Here is a 15,857-nt window from a genome sequence, read left to right on the forward strand (position 1 = left end):
GACCCGGGGTTCGCCCGCGGGCGTCCGGCGGTCGACGGCCGGGCCGGCACGCGGCGCGCACGGTCCGGGTCCGGCCGCGGCGCGGCGGCCGCGACCGGTCCGCGCAGGGCCCGCGGATACGGCATACTTCGGACCACAGCCGACGGCGGCCCCGGCCCGCCTCTTCCGCCCGGCCGTCCGAGTCCCGCCGGACGTCCCCGCCTTCCTGTGACGGAGCTGATCCCGCATGCAGCCGATGCCGACGCCGCCTCCCGCCGCGCTGCCGTTCGCGGCGGTCTCGCCCACCCCCGGCGCCGAGTACGAGGGCTTCATCGGCTGGGTGCTGAGCCTGATGACCGACATCGGCGAGATCGGGGTCGGCCTCGCGCTGCTCATCGAGACGGTCTTCCCACCGGTGCCCAGCGAGGCGGTGCTGCCCGGCGCGGGGTTCCTCGCCTACGACGGGCGGATGAACTTCTGGCTGGCCGTCCTGTCGGCGACCGCGGGCGCCCTGGTAGGCGCCTGGATCCTCTACTTCGCCGGTGCGCTGCTGGGACGCGACCGCACCCGCTGGCTGGTCGACAAGCTGCCGCTGTTCGACATCGAGGACTTCGAAAAGGCCGAGCGCTTCTTCGCACGCTGGGGCGGCATCGCCGTCCTGGTCGGCCGCTGCGTGCCGCTGGTGCGCAGCCTGGTCTCCATTCCCGCCGGGATCGAGCGGATGGGCTTCCTGCGCTTCAGCGCCTACACCTGCATCGGCAGCGGCGTGTGGAACGGCATCTGGATCGGGCTGGGCTTCGCCTTCGGTCCGGCCATCGCCCCGGTCCTCTCGCGCTGGAGCGGGCTGCTCAGCAACGCGGTGCTGGTGGCCGTCGCCGCACTGTGCGTCTGGTTCGTCGTCGCCCGCCTGCGCAGGAACGTGCTGCGCAGGCGCGGCGGAGGCGGTGCGGCGCCGAACGGCCGGGCGGCCGGCGGCTCCCCGGTCGGCTCTCCGCGCGGCTGAGCGCGGGTGCCGCCGGCAGCGGCGGCGCCGGCGGAGCACCGGCCTCGTCCGGCAGCGCGCGGAGCGGGCCCTGTACCGCGGGACTCGGGCGCCGGTACGGTGGATCTTCGCAGGCGGCACGCCCCCGCTCCGCCGAGCGGCGAGCCGCACCAGACCCATCCCACGACGCCGGCCGGAGGCCACCGACATGTCGCAGACACCGCCGAACTCCGTTGAGCGCCTCGTCACCTCGGGGACCTTCCGCCTCGACGGAGGCGAGTGGGAGGTCGACAACAACGTGTGGATCGTCGGCAACGAGAGCACGGCGATCGTCGTCGACGCAGCACACGACGCCAAGGCGATCGCCCGCGCGCTGGGCGACCGCGAGCTGATGGCCGTGGTGTGCACCCACGCCCACAACGACCACGTCAACGCGGCCGCCGAGCTCGCCGACCTGGCCGACGCGCCGATCCTGGTGCACCCCGACGACGCCGAGCTGTGGGCCATGGTCTACCCGGACCGCGAGCCGGACGCACCGCTGCTGCACGGCGAGTGGCTGCGCGCCGGCGACGTCGACCTGGAGGTACTGCACACGCCCGGCCACAGTCCCGGCGCGGTGTGCCTGCACGCCCCGGAGATCGGAACCGTCTTCACCGGCGACACCCTGTTCCAGGGCGGCCCGGGCGCGACCGGCCGGTCCTTCTCCGACTTCCCCACGATCGTCGGTTCGATCCGCACCCACCTGCTGGCGCTCGAGCCCCAGACCCTGGTGCTCCCGGGCCACGGCGACTCCACCACGATCGGGGCCGAGTCCCCGCACCTGCAGGAGTGGATCGACCGCGGCTTCTAAGGTCCGCTTGCGGGCGAAGCCTCACACGGGGCTCTGGTTCGCGGAGGAGGGGCCGCCCGGTGCCGGGGGCAGGAACAGCGCGAAGGTGGTGGGCCGCGACTGGATCAGCTCGATCCGGGCGCCCTCCGACTCGGCGATGTGGCGGGCCAGCGCGAGGCCCAGACCCGTGCCGTTTCCGCCGGTGACCTCCCGCTCGAAGATCCGGCCGGCGATCTCCTCGGGGACTCCCGGGCCCTCGTCGCTGACCTCCACCCGCACCGATCCGCCGCCGTCGACGGTGCGCACGGTCACCTCGCCGCCGCCGTGCCGGCGGGCGTTGTCCACGAGGCTGGCCATGATCTGGGTGAGGTCGGTGGCGGGGATGCGCGCCGAGAGCCCGCGCTCGCCGGTGCGGACGACGTCGCGGCCCTCCTTGCGCAGGATGGGGCCCCACTCCGAGACGAACTGCGCCAGGGCGGCGTCGAGGTCGATCGTCTCCGTCTCGGGCTGCTGGCTCTTGCGCGCCCGGCCCAGCAGGCTCTCCACGGTGTCGACCAGCCGCTCGGTCTGGGCCAGCGCCGCTTCGCCCTCCTCGCGGACGGTGTCGGGGTTGTCGGCCTCGGCGATGATCTCCTCCAGCCGCATCGACAGCGCGGTCAGCGGGGTGCGCAGCTGGTGGGAGGCGTCGGTGGCGAAGTGCCGCTCGGTGGCGATGAGCCCGGCGATGCGCTCGGCGCTGCGGTCGAGGACCTCGGCGACGCGGTCGGCCTCGGAGATCCCGTAGCGGTGCCCCCAGGGGGTCACGATGCCCGACCCCAGCCGCTCGGCGGTGGCGGCCAGGTCCACCAGCGGCAGCGTGAGCCGGCGCGCCTGGAGCATCGCCAGCCCCACGGCCACCCCGATGGCGAGCAGGGACAGCGAGGCGATTCCCAGCCAGGCGTTGACGATGTTCTCGCGCACGCGTTCGGTGTCGCGCCAGACGGTGACGGAGGCTCCCGCGTCGGAGGAGGCGGTGGCACGCACACTCGGCGGGGCTCCGGTCGCACGCGGGTCGATCTCCCAGCCGCCGGCGGTGTAGACCTCGCCGGTCTTCAACCGGACCTCGATGTGGCGCCTGGGGTGCACCTCGGTCAGGCGGTCGACGTCGACCGTGCCCTGCTCGTCGAGCCCGCCTTCGACCTCGGCCGCGATGACCTGGGCCTCCTGCTCGACTTGGCGCTGCGCCTGGTTGTAGATGGTGCTGTAGGTCAGCGCTCCCAGCGGCAGCCCCAGCAGCAGGACCGCGATCACGGTCACCACAAGCGTGGAGAACAGCATCCGCCTGCGCATTCACACCCCCGCTGCCCGATACGCGCGGCCCCGGGTCCGTATTCGGGCCCCGAAAGCAGGGCGGATCGGGGCGGGCCTAGTCGCGTTCAAAGCGGAAGCCGACACCCCGCACGGTGGTGATGTAGGACGGCTGGTTCGCGTCGTCCCCCAGCTTCCGACGCAGCCACGATATATGCATGTCCAGGGTCTTCGTGGAGCCCCACCAGTTGGTGTCCCAGACCTCGCGCATGATCTGCTCGCGGGTGACGACCTTGCCGGCGTCGCGCACCAGGACCCGCAGAAGGTCGAACTCCTTGGTGGTCAACTGCAGCTCGCGGTCGCCGATCCAGGCCCGGCGGGAGTCGTTGTCGATACGGACGCCGTGGACCACAGGCACCTCCGCACCGCCCCTGCGCAGCAGGGCGCGCACGCGGGCGAGCAGCTCGGCCAGGCGGAACGGCTTGGTGACGTAGTCGTCGGCGCCCGCGTCGAGCCCCACCACGGTGTCGACCTCGTCGGCGCGTGCGGTGAGGATGAGAATCGGTGTGCCGTGGCCCTCTGAGCGCAGGCGGCGGGCCACCTCCAACCCGTCCATTTCGGGCAAGCCGAGATCGAGGACCATCAGATCGATGTCGCCGACGCGGGCGCGGTCGAGGGTCTCATTGCCGTTGACGGTCACGTCGACGGAGTAACCTTCGCGGCGGAGTGCGCGCGCGAGGGGCTCGGAGATCGACGTATCGTCCTCGGCCAGCAAAACGCAGGTCATAGGGATGATCGTAAAACGATGGCACGTATTTCCCTATCATGCGCGCCGGAAGGTCCCGGGTCGGCCGAAACACACCAGCCTCATAGCGGACATCGCGCACCATTTTTCCCGAGGACCAACGATTCTTTGTCGCCCGCATTCCGGGAATTTACGTATTCGGAGGCCGCGGGGCGGTCTCTCAGGAGGGCTCGACCTCGCGCGCCGGAACGGCGGGCCCGGGGCCCTCGGCTGCGGCGTCCGCGGCCGGCTGCGGCTCGGGGTCCGGCTGCGCCGGGAAGACCCACCGCCGGTAGGTCCAGAACCGGAACAGCGAGCCTAGCCCCACGCCGACGACGTTGCCGGCGATGTTCTGCGCGAGCGGGCCGTCGAGGCCCAGCGCGTAGACCGAGATCGCCAGGCACGCCAGCTGGATGCCCAGTCCCACAGCGTTGAACACGAAGAACAGTGCGTACTCGCGGGCCAGGCCGGTGCGCGCCCGGTGGCCGAACGTCCAGAACCGGTTGCCCGAAAAGGCCACCACTGTGGCGATCAGCACGCCCAGCGCCTGGCCGGCCAGCGGCGGGGCGTCCAACACCAGCCAGAACACGTTGGTCGAGGCCAGCTGGACGACGTAGGCGACGCCGCCGACCGTGCCGAACTTGGCCAGCTCGCGGACGATCCGCGGCGGCCAGGCCGGGGGCCTGATCACTGATCGCACAGGGGGATCCGTTCCTTTGCCCAGGTGGTCACTACAATTCCGTAGGGCGCCGCTGGAGGCGTTGCCAGCCTACTCCCCGCCCTGCACCGCACCACCAGCCTAGAAGTCGTCGACGAGTTGAGGAACAGTGAGCGAGCGACATCGACCCGTCCCCAGCGTGGGGATGGTCGGCGGCGGGCAGTTGGCCCGCATGACCCATCAGGCGGGGATCGCCCTGGGCACGGATTTCCGCGTCCTGGCCGGCTCGCCCACTGACAGCGCCGCGCTGGTGTGCGGCGACGTGCGCCTCGGCGACGACCGCGGGCTCGCCGACCTGCTGGACTTCGCCAAGTCCTGCGACGTCGTCACCTTCGACCACGAGCACGTGCCCGAGCCCGTCCTGCGCGAGCTGGAGGACGGCGGCACTGTCGTACGGCCGGGCCGCTCGGCCCTCCAGCACGCCCAGGACAAGCTGCGCATGCGCACCCGCGCCGCCGAGCTGGGCGTGCCCTGCCCCCGCTGGCGCGCGGTGACGGCGATCGACCAGGTCGAGGCGTTCGCCGCCGAGACCGGGTGGCCGGTCGTCCTCAAAGCCGCGCGCGGCGGCTACGACGGCAAGGGCGTGTGGGTGGCCGACGACCGCGCGCAGGCACTGGAGGTGCTGGAGCGCGCGGAGCAGAACGGCGTGCGGCTGCTCGCCGAGGAGAAGGTCGCCTTCCGCCGCGAGCTCGCGGTGCAGGTGGCCCGGTCGCCCTACGGCCAGCTCGCCGTCTACCCGGTGGTCGAGACCGTCCAGCGCGACGGCATCTGCCGCGAGGTGATCGCTCCGGCCCCCGGCCTGGACGACGACAAGGCCACCGCCGCCCAGGAGCTGGCGATCGACCTCGCCCACGCGCTGGACGTGGTCGGCGTGCTGGCGGTGGAGCTGTTCGAGACCGAGGACGGCGTGGTCGTCAACGAGCTGGCCATGCGCCCGCACAACTCCGGCCACTGGTCCATGGACGGGGCCCGCACCTCCCAGTTCGAGCAGCACCTGCGCGCGGTGCTGGACCTCCCGCTGGGGTCCCCGCGCACGACGGCGCCGTACACGGTCATGGCGAACGTGCTGGGCGGCGACGACCCCCGCGTCTACGGCCGCTACATCCACGTCATGGCCAAGGACCCCGAGGCCAAGGTGCACTTCTACGGTAAGGAGGTGCGCCCCGGCCGCAAGATCGGGCACGTCAACGTGGCCGGCGACGACTGGGTGGACCTGCTGGAACGGGCCCGCGACGCGGCGTCCTACCTGCGCGGCGACCAGGACTGAGGCGCCGGCGCCGGCCGCGGGCCCGGCGGATCAGGAGGCGTCCTCGGCGCCTTCGGCGTACATCGCGCGGAAGGTGACCGGGCCGATGATCCCGTCGTCGCCGATCCCGCGGTCGCGCTGGAACGCCTTCACCGCGGGGGTGAACCCGCCGTACTCGGCGGGTCCGAACCCGAGGTGGGTCAGCGTGTGCTCCAGGCCGTTGACCAGGGCGAGGCGCGGGTCTCCGGCGCGCACCAGGCCGACGTCGCCGCAGAGCCGCTCCCACACCGCACCGTCGACCACGCCGGTGACCGGGAGACCGCGGTCGCCCCGATACTCCGCGACGGCGGCCGCGAGGTCGGCGTCGAAGGCGATGATCGGCTCCTTGGGGTAGTAGTGCAGCTCGGCGAGGACGGCGGCCACGGCGAGGACGCGGTACTGGCGGTCGCCCTCCTCCAGCGTCACCCACGGCTGCGCTCGGATGGACTCGGCGGCCTCCGGCGGCGTCCGCGCGCCGTCGGCGAGGGCCGCCGGGGCGGTCGTACCGCCGAGGGCGAGCGCGAGGCCGGTGGCGACGGCGGTGGCGGTGGCGGTGATCCGTGCTTTCGCGGCCATGCGGCCTCCTCCTTGTGAGCGGCGTCACCGAGTAGGACGCGGAGGCCGCGCCACCGGTTCGCACGGCGGTGCGGAGGAGGCGGGCGAGCGCGCGGGTGGCGGCGGGCTCAGCCGGCCGCCGGGCCGGCGGGCTCGAAGCTGCGGCGCAGGGCGTAGGGCTGCAGCTGGCCCAGGCCGTGGGCGTGGCGTGCGCGCACGGCCACCACCTGCAGGGAGGAGTCGTCGCGCAGCAGGTCGGCCAGCGCGTCGTCGATCAGGACGGTGCCGGGCCGGGCGAAGGAGGTCAGCCGCGACGAGCGGTTGACCGTCGTGCCGAAGACGTCGCCCAGCAGGGCCAGCACCGGACCGTAGGCCAGCCCCACCCGCACGTCGGGCACCTCGATGTGCGTCTTGACGCCGTCGGCCAGCTGGAGCGCGATCTCCGCGGCCTGACCGGCGGTGTTGGCGACGTAGAGGATCTCGTCGCCCAGCGTCTTGACCACGCGCCCGCCGCCCGAGGCGACGATGTCGGTCGCGGTGGACTCGAAGCCCTCGACCACCTCGGCCAGCTCGACCTCGTCCAGCTCGCGGCTCAGCGTCGTGAACGACACCAGGTCGGCGAAGCCCACGGCGAGCGGGAAGTAGGTGGGGGCGGCGTCCTCGCTGCTGCGCAGGAACGCGACCCGCCGCGCCACCGACGCGGCGAGCTGCCGGCGCCAGATGTAGAGCAGCAGGCTCTCGACGTCGGGCATCAGCTCCTGCGCGAAGCCCGCCAGCGGACCGTTCGGCTCCTCGTCGGTGCCCTTCGCGGGCGCGTGCGAGAGCGTGGAGAGGATGCTGGTCTGCCACTCCGCGAGCCGGGCCATGGTCTGGCCCATCGCGCGTGCCAGGCGTATGGCGGCGTCCTCGTCGAGGATGCCGCCCTTCATCAGCTCGGAGGTGATGCGCAGCGCCTCGACGTCGCCGTCGGTGAAGGCGACGGCGTCCTCGCCGCGCGTGGCGAATCCCAGCGCCCGCCACACGCGCCTGGAGAAGTCCCCGGAGGCGCCGGCGAGCTCGACGGCCTGCGCGCGCGTGTAGCGCGCCTCCCCACCGAGCAGGACGGCTTCGATCTCCGTGAGGTCGGGACGCGGCGACATGGAAAACTCTCGTGTTAGAGGCCGGTGGTGGCGTGCTGCGGAGGAGGGCGGCGGCCGGGCGGAGGGCGCGGTCACCCGGGTGTCACTGTCGGTTTAGTACGTGCGGCGGGTGCGCGTCAAGAAAACTCCAGGTCCTGCGCGACCGTGCTCACGTGCCGCCTCCCGGCCCCGGTGGCGGGGCGTCCCCGCTCTCGTCCAGTGGGGCGGCGTGCCGCTCGGCGTCCTCGACGGCGCGGTAGATCTCGCGCTGCAGCCGCTCGACCCGCGGGACGCCGTGCAGCTCCATGCCCTCCTGCTCGGCGGCGGAGCGCACGGTCAGATCCCCCCGGCCCAGCATCCGCCCGCCCAGCGACATGCTGAAGGAGACGTCGTCGACGCGGCTGAGGGGGATGTCCCGGCCCTGACGGGTCAGCAGCCCCCGGCGGTGCATCAGGCGCCGGTCGCTGAGGATGTAGACGGTCGTCCACCAGCGCAGCAGCGGGACCAGCCCGAGGGCGACGGCGGCGAGCGCGGCGACCGCGACCACCGCGTAGCGGATCCAGCGCACCCACTCCGGCGCGGTGGGCAGCAGCCACAGCGCGGCGGCGGTCGCGGCGGCGATGACGGCGAGCGCGAGGAAGGCGTCCGCGACCGTGGTCCAATGCCGCCGGGTGACGAGAATCAGCTCCTCGTCGCCCGCCAGGTGGCGCCGCCCTGTTGCCATACACCGATCCTCGCACAGCCCGGCCGCCCCCGCGCGCCCCGAACCCTGGCAGGGCCCGCTCCGCCGCAGGTCCGCGGCACGGCCCTCACCCGTCGTCGGGGCGCAGGTGCACGATGTCGGCTGCGCTCAGCGCCTGCATCCGGCCCGCGGCGTCGCGCACCTCCAGCCGGCCTCCGGCGTCCACGCCCACGGCCTCGCCCAGCAGCTCGCCCCCGCCCGGCAGGTGGGCGCGCACGCGCCGACCCAGGGTGCTGCAGGAGGCGCGGTACTCCCGGGCCGGTCCCGCGGCCGCCGCGCCGCCGCCGGCCGCCGCCCATGCGGCGTAGAGCGCGGCGAACTCCTCCAGCAGCGATACCGCAAGCTCCCGCCGGTCGGCGCCGGGCGCGCCGCACAGGGCTATCGAGGCGGCGGTCTCCACCGGCAGCTCGTCGCGACGCTGGGAGACGTTGATCCCGATGCCGAGGACGACGCCCGCTCCGGCGTCCGGCTCCGCCGCGCCGCCGCCGGTGCCCGCGGCCGGGAACACCGCCTCGGACAGGATGCCCGCGAGCTTGAGCCCGCTGTCTTCGGCGAGGACGTCGTTGGGCCACTTGAGCACCGCGGGCACACCGGGGCCGGCGCGCAGCGCCCGGACCGCGGCCACGCCCATCAGCAGCGGCAGCCAGCCCAGTCCGGGCGCCGGTACGGCGGGGCGCACCAGCACCGACAGGGTCAGCGCGGCGCGCGGCGGTGTCGCGAACCCGCGGCCGAGCCTCCCGCGCCCGGCCGTCTGGTGGTCGGCGATCAGCACCGCGCCTCCGGGCTCGCCGCGCCGGGCACGCTCCAGCAGCTCGCTGTTGGTGGAGGGGGTCTCGGCCAGGACGTCGACCGAGCGCCACAGCCCGCCGGGGCGGACCAGGGCACGGCCGAGCTCGGAGGCGCGCAGCGGGGGGCGGTGCGCATCGTCGCCGCGCGGCCCGCCGGGTGCCGGTTCGGCCGGTGTGCTCATGGGCTCCATTCAACCGCCCCGCCCGCCTGCCCGCACACGGCGGGCCCCGGGCGGGGCCGGGCGCGGCGCGCCCGTTCGGGCGAATGCCCCGGTGCGGCTCAGCCGGTGTTCTGCAGGCCGGCCGCCACGCCGTTGACCGTGAGCAGCAGTAGCCGCTCCAGGTGGCGGTGGTCCTCCTCCGACAGCGACTCGGCCTCGTCGCCGCGCAGCGCCGACAGCGCCCGCAGCTGCAGGTGGGACAGCGCGTCCACGTACGGGTTGCGCAGGTCCACCGCGCGCGAGAGCACGCTGCGGTTCTCCAGCAGCCGCGTGTGGCCGGTCACCTTGAGCACCAGGTCGCGGGTGCGGTCGTACTCGCCCAGCACCAGTCCGGTCAGCTCCGGGCGACCGCCCAGCTCCAGGTAGCGCGAGGCGATGGTGCGGTCGGTCTTGGCCAGGCTCATCTCGGCGTTGTCCAGCAGGGACGAGAACAGCGGCCACTCCTTGTAGGCCGCCTGCAGCTCGGCGAGGTCGGGGGCGGCCGCCAGGCCGGTGCCCAGACCGAACCAGCCCGGGAGGTTGACCCGGGTCTGGGTCCAGGCGAACACCCACGGGATCGCGCGCAGGTCGTCCAGGCCGCGGGCGGCGCTGCGCCGCGCGGGGCGCGAGCCCAGCCGCAGCTCGCCCAGCTCCTCCAGCGGGCTGACGCGGGAGAACCACTCGGCGAAGCCCTCGGTGTCGATGAGGGAGCGGTAGGCGTCGTGGGCGGCCCGGGCGATCTCGTCGGCGAGCTTGCGGTACTTCGCCGAGGCGGTGCGGGCGCGCTCCTGCACCTCGTCGGTGCTGGCCATGAGCACGGCGTGGCCGACCTGCTCGATGTGGCGGTGGGCGATCGCGCGCTGCCCATAGCGGGCGAAGATGACCTCGCCCTGCTCGGTGACCTTGAAGCGGCCCGCCACCGACCCCGGCGCCTGCGCCAGCAGCGCCCGGCTCGCCGGGCCGCCGCCGCGGCCCAGCGACCCGCCGCGGCCGTGGAACATGGTCAGCCGCACGTCGTTGCGCTCGGCCCACGAGGTCAGCTGCGCCTGGGCGTCGTACAGCCGCAGGGTCGCGCTCACCGGGCCGACGTCCTTGGCGGAGTCGCTGTAGCCCAGCATCACCTCCATGCGGCGGCCGGTCTGCTCCAGGCGGGCGCGCATCTGCGGCAGCGCCAGCATGCCGTCGAGCACGCGCGGCGAGGCTTCCAGGTCGGCGCCAGTCTCGAACAGGGGGATGACGTCGAGCACGGGCGTCTGCCCGCTGGGCAGCGCGTACTCGGCCAGCTCGTAGACGGCGGCGATGTCCCGGGCGGAGCGGGTGAAGCTGACGATATAGCGTCGGCAGGCGTCCACGCCGAAGCGCTCCTGGATCCAGCCCACCACGCGCAGGGTGGCCAGCACCTCCTGGGTGCGCTCGGAAAGCTGCCCGCCCTCCCGCAGCTCCCGCAGGGCCTGGGCGTGCACCTCGCTGTGCTGGCGGATCTCCAGCTCGGCGAGGTGGAAGCCGAACGTCTCGGCCTGCCAGATCAGGTGCTGCAGCTCGCCGTTGGCCTGGCGGGCCGCGCCGGCGGCGCTCAGCGAGGCCTGCACGCGGCGCAGTTCGGCCAGGAACTCCTCCGGTCCGCGGTAGGACAGGTCGGCGTCGCGTTCGCGGGTGGCGCGCAGCCGCTCGGTGGCGAACAGCAGCGCCTGGCGGTGCGGCTCGTTGGGCGAGCGCTTGGTGATCTCGGCCATGATCCGCGGATAGCCGGCCTCGGCGGCCGCGAGCGCGTCGAGCAGTTCGGTGCTGGCGGGGGTGAGGTTGCCGTAGGCGGTCATGGTGCGGGCGATGCGTCCGCACGCGTTCTCCAGAGCGCGCAGCACGTGGTCGGCCTGGATGGAGATGGCCTCGCGCGTGACGTCGTGGGTGACGAAGGGGTTGCCGTCGCGGTCGCCGCCGATCCAGCTGCCGTAGCGCACGAACGGCCGGGCGCGAGCGGGCTCGCGGCCGGTGCCCGCGGGGTCGACCGCGGCGTCCAGCGACCGGTAGATCTCGGGCACCACCTGGAAGATGGTCTCGTCGAACGCGGCCAGGGCGGTGCGCACCTCGTCCAGCGGGTCGAGCTTGGTGTAGCGCAGCTGGGAGGTCCGCCACAGCAGGTCGACCTCCTCCAGCAGGCGCCGCCTGGCCTCGGCCTCGGCGGTGCTGCCCGGATGCGCGTCGTGCAGCCGCTGCAGCTGGCCGCTGACGCGCAGGATCGTGGTGGAGACCGCCCGCCGCCGCGCCTCGGTGGGGTGGGCCGTCAGCACGGGGTGGAACTCCATGTTGTCGAGCAGCTCGCGCAGGCCGTCCTCGCCGGCGCTCTCCCGGACGGCGCGCACGGCCGCGGCCAGCGACTCCCGCGGCGGGTTGTCGGCGTCGTCCCGCTCGCGCAGCGCGCGGATGCGCTGGTGCTCCTCGGCGAGGTTGGCGAGGTGGAAGTACACGGTGAAGGCGCGGGCCACCTGCTTGGCGCGCTCCAGCGGCCAGGAGTCCACCAGCTCGGTGATCTCCGCGCCGCCGACCGAGCCGTCCCGCGCGCCGATGACGGCGCGGCGCAGCCGCTCGACGTCGGCGAGCAGGTCCTCCCCGCCGCTTTCGGCCATGACCGTGCCGAGCATCTCGCCCAGCAGGCGGACGTCCCCCCGCAACTGGTCGGGCATCTCCTGGCGAGCACTGTCGCGTTCCGCGCTTACCGCTGTCATGTGGACGACCTTACCCAGATTGGTCTGAACCATTGCCGAACGGGGACCGTCGCCGCGGGGTCGGCGCACGTCGACGCAGGACACGCGCCGACGGACCGGGGCCGCGGTGCGCGCGCCGCCGGAGCGGGCCGCGCCGCGTTTCGGCCGGTCGCCGCCGTGGCACGGCTCCCTTCCCCGGTTGGTCCCCGATCATGCCGTGCGCAACGCCACCTACCCGGCGGTAACCGCGGGGGACGTCGCCGTACGCTCGTTCGGCACAGTTATCGTGAGGCGTTATGGCCACCGAAGCCCCTGAACCGCTGCCCGCGGCCGAGATCGACATCCGCACCACCGCGGGCAAGCTCGCCGACCTCCAGCGCCGCCGCTACGAGGCGGTGCACGCCGGTTCCGAACGAGCCGTCGAGAAGCAGCACGCCAAGGGGAAGATGACGGCGCGCGAGCGCATCGACGCGCTGCTCGACCCCGGGTCGTTCGTCGAGTTCGACGCACTGGCGCGGCACCGCTCCACCAGCTTCGGACTCGACTCCCACCGCCCTTACGGCGACGGCGTCGTCACCGGCCACGGCACCGTCGACGGCCGCCCCGTCGCGGTCTTCAGCCAGGACGTCACCGTCTTCGGCGGCTCGCTCGGCGAGGTCTACGGCGAGAAGATCGTCAAGGTCCTCGACCACGCGCTGAAGACCGGCTGCCCCGTCGTCGGCATCAACGAAGGCGGCGGCGCGCGCATCCAGGAGGGCGTGGTCGCGCTCGGGCTCTACGCCGAGATCTTCAAGCGCAACACCCGGGCGTCCGGCGTCATCCCGCAGATCTCGCTGATCATGGGCGCGGCCGCGGGCGGGCACGTGTACTCCCCGGCGCTGACCGACTTCGTCGTGATGGTCGACCAGACCTCGCAGATGTTCATCACCGGCCCCGACGTCATCAAGACGGTCACCGGCGAGGACGTCACCATGGAGGAACTGGGCGGCGCGCGCTCGCACAACGCCAGGTCCGGCGTGGCCCACCACATGGCCGCCGACGAGCAGGACGCGCTGGACTACGTCCGCGACCTGCTGTCCCACCTGCCCGCCAACAACCTGGAGGACCCGCCCCTGGCCGAGGCCCCGGGCGAGGACGAGGTCACCGAGGCCGACCGGGAGCTCGACACCTTCGTGCCCGACTCCGCCAACCAGCCCTACGACATGCACCGGGTGATCGAGCACGTCCTCGACGACGGCGCCTTCCTGGAGGTGCACGCGCAGTTCGCCACCAACATCGTGGTGGGCTACGGGCGCGTCGAGGGCCGGCCGGTGGGCGTGGTCGCCAACCAGCCGATGAGCCTGGCCGGCTGCCTGGACATCGACGCCTCGGAGAAGGCGGCGCGGTTCGTGCGCACCTGCGACGCGTTCAACGTCCCGGTGCTGACCTTCGTGGACGTTCCGGGCTTCCTCCCCGGCACCGACCAGGAGTGGAACGGCATCATCCGGCACGGCGCCAAGCTCATCTACGCCTATGCCGAGGCGACGGTCCCGCTGGTCACGGTCATCACGCGCAAGGCCTTCGGGGGCGCCTACGACGTCATGGGCTCCAAGCACCTCGGCGCCGACGTCAACCTGGCCTGGCCCACCGCCCAGATCGCGGTCATGGGCGCCCAGGGCGCGGTCAACATCCTGCACCGGCGGACGCTGGCCGCGGCCGAGGACGTCGAGACCGAGCGCGCGCGGCTGATCCAGGACTACGAGGACACCCTGCTCAACCCCTACTCCGCAGCGGAGCGGGGCTACGTCGACGGGGTCGTCCTGCCCTCCGAGACCCGCACGTCGGTGGCCAAAGCGCTGCGGTCGCTGGAGAACAAGCGCGAGCAGATGCCCCCCAAGAAGCACGGGAACATCCCGCTGTGAGGCGGCGGACGGCACCGGGCGGCCCCCCGGGCCCCGCGGACCGGACGGCGGCGGCCGCGGCGCGGAGCGCCTCCGCCGCAGAGCGGAGAAGGGAGACGGAAGGCCATGACCACCGACGCGCCGGTACCGGCCGGACGGTCCGCACCGTTGCTGCGCGTGGTGCGCGGCGACCCCACCCCCGAGGAGGCGGCGGCGCTGGTCGCGGTGCTGACCGCGCGCGCACGCGCCGCCCGGGCGGCGGACGGCGGCCCGGCCGCTCCGCCGCGCTCCCGCTGGCGTGAGGGCTCGCGGCTGCTGGGGCGCCCGCCCGCGCCCGGACCGGGCGCCTGGCGGGCCGCCTACCGCCCGCGCTGACACCGCTCGTCCACAGGCGGGCCGCGGCGGCCCCGCACAAGCCCGCACCTTCCTAGACTTGTGACAATCCGGCGCGGCGCTCGCAGACGCCGGACCAGGAGGCTCCACCGTGCGCAAAGTTCTGATCGCCAACCGGGGCGAGATCGCCGTCCGCGTCGCGCGCGCCTGCCGCGACGCCGGCATCGCGAGTGTCGCCGTCTACGCCGAACCCGATCTCGACGCCCTGCACACCAAGGTCGCCGACGAAGCCCACTCCCTGGGCGGCCAAACCCCGGCCGACAGCTACCTCGACATCGACCGGATCCTCGGCGTCGCCCGGCGCACCGGCGCCGACGCCGTCCACCCGGGCTACGGCTTCCTCGCCGAGAACGCCGGCTTCGCCCAGGCCGTCATCGACGCCGGCCTCACCTGGATCGGACCGCCGCCCGCGGCCATCGATGCGCTGGGCGACAAGGTCGCCGCCCGCCACATCGCGCAGAAGGTCGGCGCTCCCCTGGCCCCCGGCACCTCCGACCCCCTCGCCGGCGCCGACGAGGCGGTGGCCTTCGCCGAGGAGCACGGCCTGCCCATCGCGGTCAAGGCGGCATTCGGCGGCGGCGGGCGCGGCCTCAAGGTCGCCCGCACGCTGGAGGAGGTTCCCGAGGCGTTCGACTCGGCGGTGCGCGAGGCCACCTCGGCCTTCGGCCGCGGCGAGTGCTTCGTCGAGCGCTACCTGGACCGCCCCCGCCACGTCGAGACCCAGTGCCTGGCCGACGCCCACGGCAACGTGGTGGTGGTCTCCACCCGCGACTGCTCGCTGCAGCGCCGCCACCAGAAGCTCGTCGAGGAGGCCCCGGCGCCCTTCCTCAGCGCCGAGCAGGAGCGGCTGCTCTACTCGTCGTCCAAGGCGATCCTGGCCGAGGCCGGCTACGTCGGCGCGGGAACCTGCGAGTTCCTGGTCGGCGCCGACGGCACCGTCTCGTTCCTGGAGGTCAACACCCGCCTGCAGGTCGAGCACCCGGTGAGCGAGGAGGTCGCCGGCCTCGACCTGGTCCGCGAGATGCTGCGCATCGCCGACGGCGGCGAGCTCGGCTACGCCGACCCCGCGCTGCGCGGGCACTCCTTCGAGTTCCGCATCAACGCCGAGGACGCCGGCCGCGGCTTCATGCCCGCACCGGGCACCATCACCGCGCTGAACCTGCCGGGCGGGCCCGGAGTGCGGGTCGACACCGGCTGCGAGACCGGGTTCACCGTCCCCCAGGCCTTCGACTCGATGGTCGCCAAGCTGATCGTCACCGGAGCCACCCGCGCCGAGGCGCTCGAACGCTCCCGCCGGGCGCTGGCGGAGTTCCAGGTCGGGGGGATGCCCACGGTCATCCCGTTCCACTTGGCCGTCGTCGACGACCCCGCCTTCGCGCCGTCCGATCCCCGGACCCCGTTCTCCGTGCACACCCGCTGGATCGAGACCGAGTTCGACAACACCGTCGAGCCCTATGCGGGCCCCGCCGAGTCGGCCGAGCCCGCCGAGCGCGAGCCGATCACCGTCGAGGTCGGCGGCAGGCGCCTGGAGGTCGTGCTGCCCGCCGGCCTGGGCGCCGCGGCCGAGCCCGGCGGTTCCGGGGGCCGCAGGCGCGGCGGGCGCGCGGCGCGGCGC

The 15,857-nt window shown here is 73.7% G+C and carries 14 protein-coding genes; 6 read left to right on the top strand and 8 right to left on the bottom strand.

The genetic code is table 11. The features are described 5' to 3' along the window. The first annotated feature begins 226 nt into the window (after positions 1 to 226). A complete protein-coding gene (locus ABEA15_RS24010) occupies positions 227 to 982 on the top strand; it encodes a DedA family protein (protein WP_345559260.1) in 756 nt (251 codons plus the stop codon). 187 nt (positions 983 to 1,169) lie between these two features. Beyond that, entirely contained in the window at positions 1,170 to 1,811 is a 642-nt protein-coding gene (locus ABEA15_RS24015; RefSeq protein ID WP_345559262.1) for an MBL fold metallo-hydrolase, read from the top strand. A gap of 21 nt (positions 1,812 to 1,832) precedes the next feature. On the opposite strand, the gene ABEA15_RS24020 is transcribed toward ABEA15_RS24015, so the two are convergent. The 3 genes from ABEA15_RS24020 to ABEA15_RS24030 all read right to left on the bottom strand — a co-directional run bounded on the left by ABEA15_RS24020 (position 1,833) and on the right by ABEA15_RS24030 (position 4,561). Then, entirely contained in the window at positions 1,833 to 3,119 is a 1,287-nt protein-coding gene (locus ABEA15_RS24020; protein ID WP_344144559.1) for a sensor histidine kinase, read from the bottom strand. A gap of 76 nt (positions 3,120 to 3,195) precedes the next feature. After that, positions 3,196 to 3,864: a response regulator transcription factor gene (locus ABEA15_RS24025; RefSeq protein ID WP_344144561.1), complete on the bottom strand. Its 669-nt coding sequence runs from the start codon at positions 3,862 to 3,864 to the stop codon at positions 3,196 to 3,198. A gap of 178 nt (positions 3,865 to 4,042) precedes the next feature. After that, positions 4,043 to 4,561: a GtrA family protein gene (locus tag ABEA15_RS24030; RefSeq protein WP_344144564.1), complete on the bottom strand. Its 519-nt coding sequence runs from the start codon at positions 4,559 to 4,561 to the stop codon at positions 4,043 to 4,045. Positions 4,562 to 4,688: 127 nt separating this feature from the next. Here ABEA15_RS24030 and ABEA15_RS24035 point away from each other — a divergent pair, with 127 nt between their 5' ends. Continuing rightward, entirely contained in the window at positions 4,689 to 5,846 is a 1,158-nt protein-coding gene (locus ABEA15_RS24035; protein WP_344144566.1) for a 5-(carboxyamino)imidazole ribonucleotide synthase, read from the top strand. A 30-nt stretch (positions 5,847 to 5,876) separates the two neighbouring features. Here ABEA15_RS24035 and ABEA15_RS24040 read toward each other — a convergent pair whose 3' ends face one another. The 5 genes from ABEA15_RS24040 to ABEA15_RS24060 all read right to left on the bottom strand — a co-directional run bounded on the left by ABEA15_RS24040 (position 5,877) and on the right by ABEA15_RS24060 (position 11,948). Next, a complete protein-coding gene (locus ABEA15_RS24040; RefSeq protein ID WP_345559265.1) occupies positions 5,877 to 6,440 on the bottom strand; it encodes a peptidoglycan-binding domain-containing protein in 564 nt (187 codons plus the stop codon). A 107-nt stretch (positions 6,441 to 6,547) separates the two neighbouring features. Beyond that, positions 6,548 to 7,558 carry an adenylate/guanylate cyclase domain-containing protein gene (locus ABEA15_RS24045; protein ID WP_345559267.1) on the bottom strand — a complete coding sequence of 337 codons (1,011 nt, stop codon included), beginning with the start codon at positions 7,556 to 7,558 and terminating at the stop codon, positions 6,548 to 6,550. Between the two features lie 148 nt (positions 7,559 to 7,706). Further along, complete coding sequence (locus ABEA15_RS24050) at positions 7,707 to 8,261, bottom strand: PH domain-containing protein (protein ID WP_345559269.1); 555 nt, start codon at positions 8,259 to 8,261, stop codon at positions 7,707 to 7,709. 85 nt (positions 8,262 to 8,346) lie between these two features. Beyond that, positions 8,347 to 9,249, bottom strand: coding sequence for a biotin--[acetyl-CoA-carboxylase] ligase (locus tag ABEA15_RS24055; RefSeq protein WP_345559270.1), 903 nt, complete (start codon positions 9,247 to 9,249; stop codon positions 8,347 to 8,349). Between the two features lie 98 nt (positions 9,250 to 9,347). Next, positions 9,348 to 11,948 carry a phosphoenolpyruvate carboxylase gene (locus tag ABEA15_RS24060; RefSeq protein WP_344144640.1) on the bottom strand — a complete coding sequence of 867 codons (2,601 nt, stop codon included), beginning with the start codon at positions 11,946 to 11,948 and terminating at the stop codon, positions 9,348 to 9,350. A gap of 317 nt (positions 11,949 to 12,265) precedes the next feature. Between ABEA15_RS24060 and ABEA15_RS24065 the strand changes: the two genes are divergently transcribed. From ABEA15_RS24065 to ABEA15_RS24075, 3 genes are all read left to right on the top strand, one after another. Further along, positions 12,266 to 13,870: an acyl-CoA carboxylase subunit beta gene (locus ABEA15_RS24065; RefSeq protein WP_345559272.1), complete on the top strand. Its 1,605-nt coding sequence runs from the start codon at positions 12,266 to 12,268 to the stop codon at positions 13,868 to 13,870. A 105-nt stretch (positions 13,871 to 13,975) separates the two neighbouring features. Beyond that, complete coding sequence (locus tag ABEA15_RS24070; protein ID WP_345559274.1) at positions 13,976 to 14,224, top strand: acyl-CoA carboxylase epsilon subunit; 249 nt, start codon at positions 13,976 to 13,978, stop codon at positions 14,222 to 14,224. 109 nt (positions 14,225 to 14,333) lie between these two features. Beyond that, positions 14,334 to 15,857 (top strand): acetyl-CoA carboxylase biotin carboxylase subunit (locus tag ABEA15_RS24075; protein ID WP_345559276.1); only part of this gene is annotated, 1,524 nt, incomplete at its 3' end.

The sequence above is a fragment of the Streptomonospora halophila genome (genome assembly GCF_039542725.1).
Taxonomy (GTDB): Bacteria; Actinomycetota; Actinomycetes; order Streptosporangiales; family Streptosporangiaceae; genus Streptomonospora; species Streptomonospora halophila.

What these genes read in the sequence shown, in the direction of transcription:
- ABEA15_RS24015 (WP_345559262.1), top strand. Translation starts at nt 1,170, where the DNA reads ATGTCGCAGACACCGCCGAACTCCGTTGAGCGCCTCGTCACCTCGGGG.
- ABEA15_RS24060 (WP_344144640.1), bottom strand. Translation starts at nt 11,948, where the DNA reads ATGCCCGACCAGTTGCGGGGGGACGTCCGCCTGCTGGGCGAGATGCTC.
- ABEA15_RS24020 (WP_344144559.1), bottom strand. Translation starts at nt 3,119, where the DNA reads ATGCGCAGGCGGATGCTGTTCTCCACGCTTGTGGTGACCGTGATCGCG.
- ABEA15_RS24055 (WP_345559270.1), bottom strand. Translation starts at nt 9,249, where the DNA reads ATGAGCACACCGGCCGAACCGGCACCCGGCGGGCCGCGCGGCGACGAT.
- ABEA15_RS24010 (WP_345559260.1), top strand. Translation starts at nt 227, where the DNA reads ATGCAGCCGATGCCGACGCCGCCTCCCGCCGCGCTGCCGTTCGCGGCG.
- ABEA15_RS24045 (WP_345559267.1), bottom strand. Translation starts at nt 7,558, where the DNA reads ATGTCGCCGCGTCCCGACCTCACGGAGATCGAAGCCGTCCTGCTCGGT.
- ABEA15_RS24070 (WP_345559274.1), top strand. Translation starts at nt 13,976, where the DNA reads ATGACCACCGACGCGCCGGTACCGGCCGGACGGTCCGCACCGTTGCTG.
- ABEA15_RS24065 (WP_345559272.1), top strand. Translation starts at nt 12,266, where the DNA reads ATGGCCACCGAAGCCCCTGAACCGCTGCCCGCGGCCGAGATCGACATC.
- ABEA15_RS24050 (WP_345559269.1), bottom strand. Translation starts at nt 8,261, where the DNA reads ATGGCAACAGGGCGGCGCCACCTGGCGGGCGACGAGGAGCTGATTCTC.
- ABEA15_RS24025 (WP_344144561.1), bottom strand. Translation starts at nt 3,864, where the DNA reads ATGACCTGCGTTTTGCTGGCCGAGGACGATACGTCGATCTCCGAGCCC.
- ABEA15_RS24040 (WP_345559265.1), bottom strand. Translation starts at nt 6,440, where the DNA reads ATGGCCGCGAAAGCACGGATCACCGCCACCGCCACCGCCGTCGCCACC.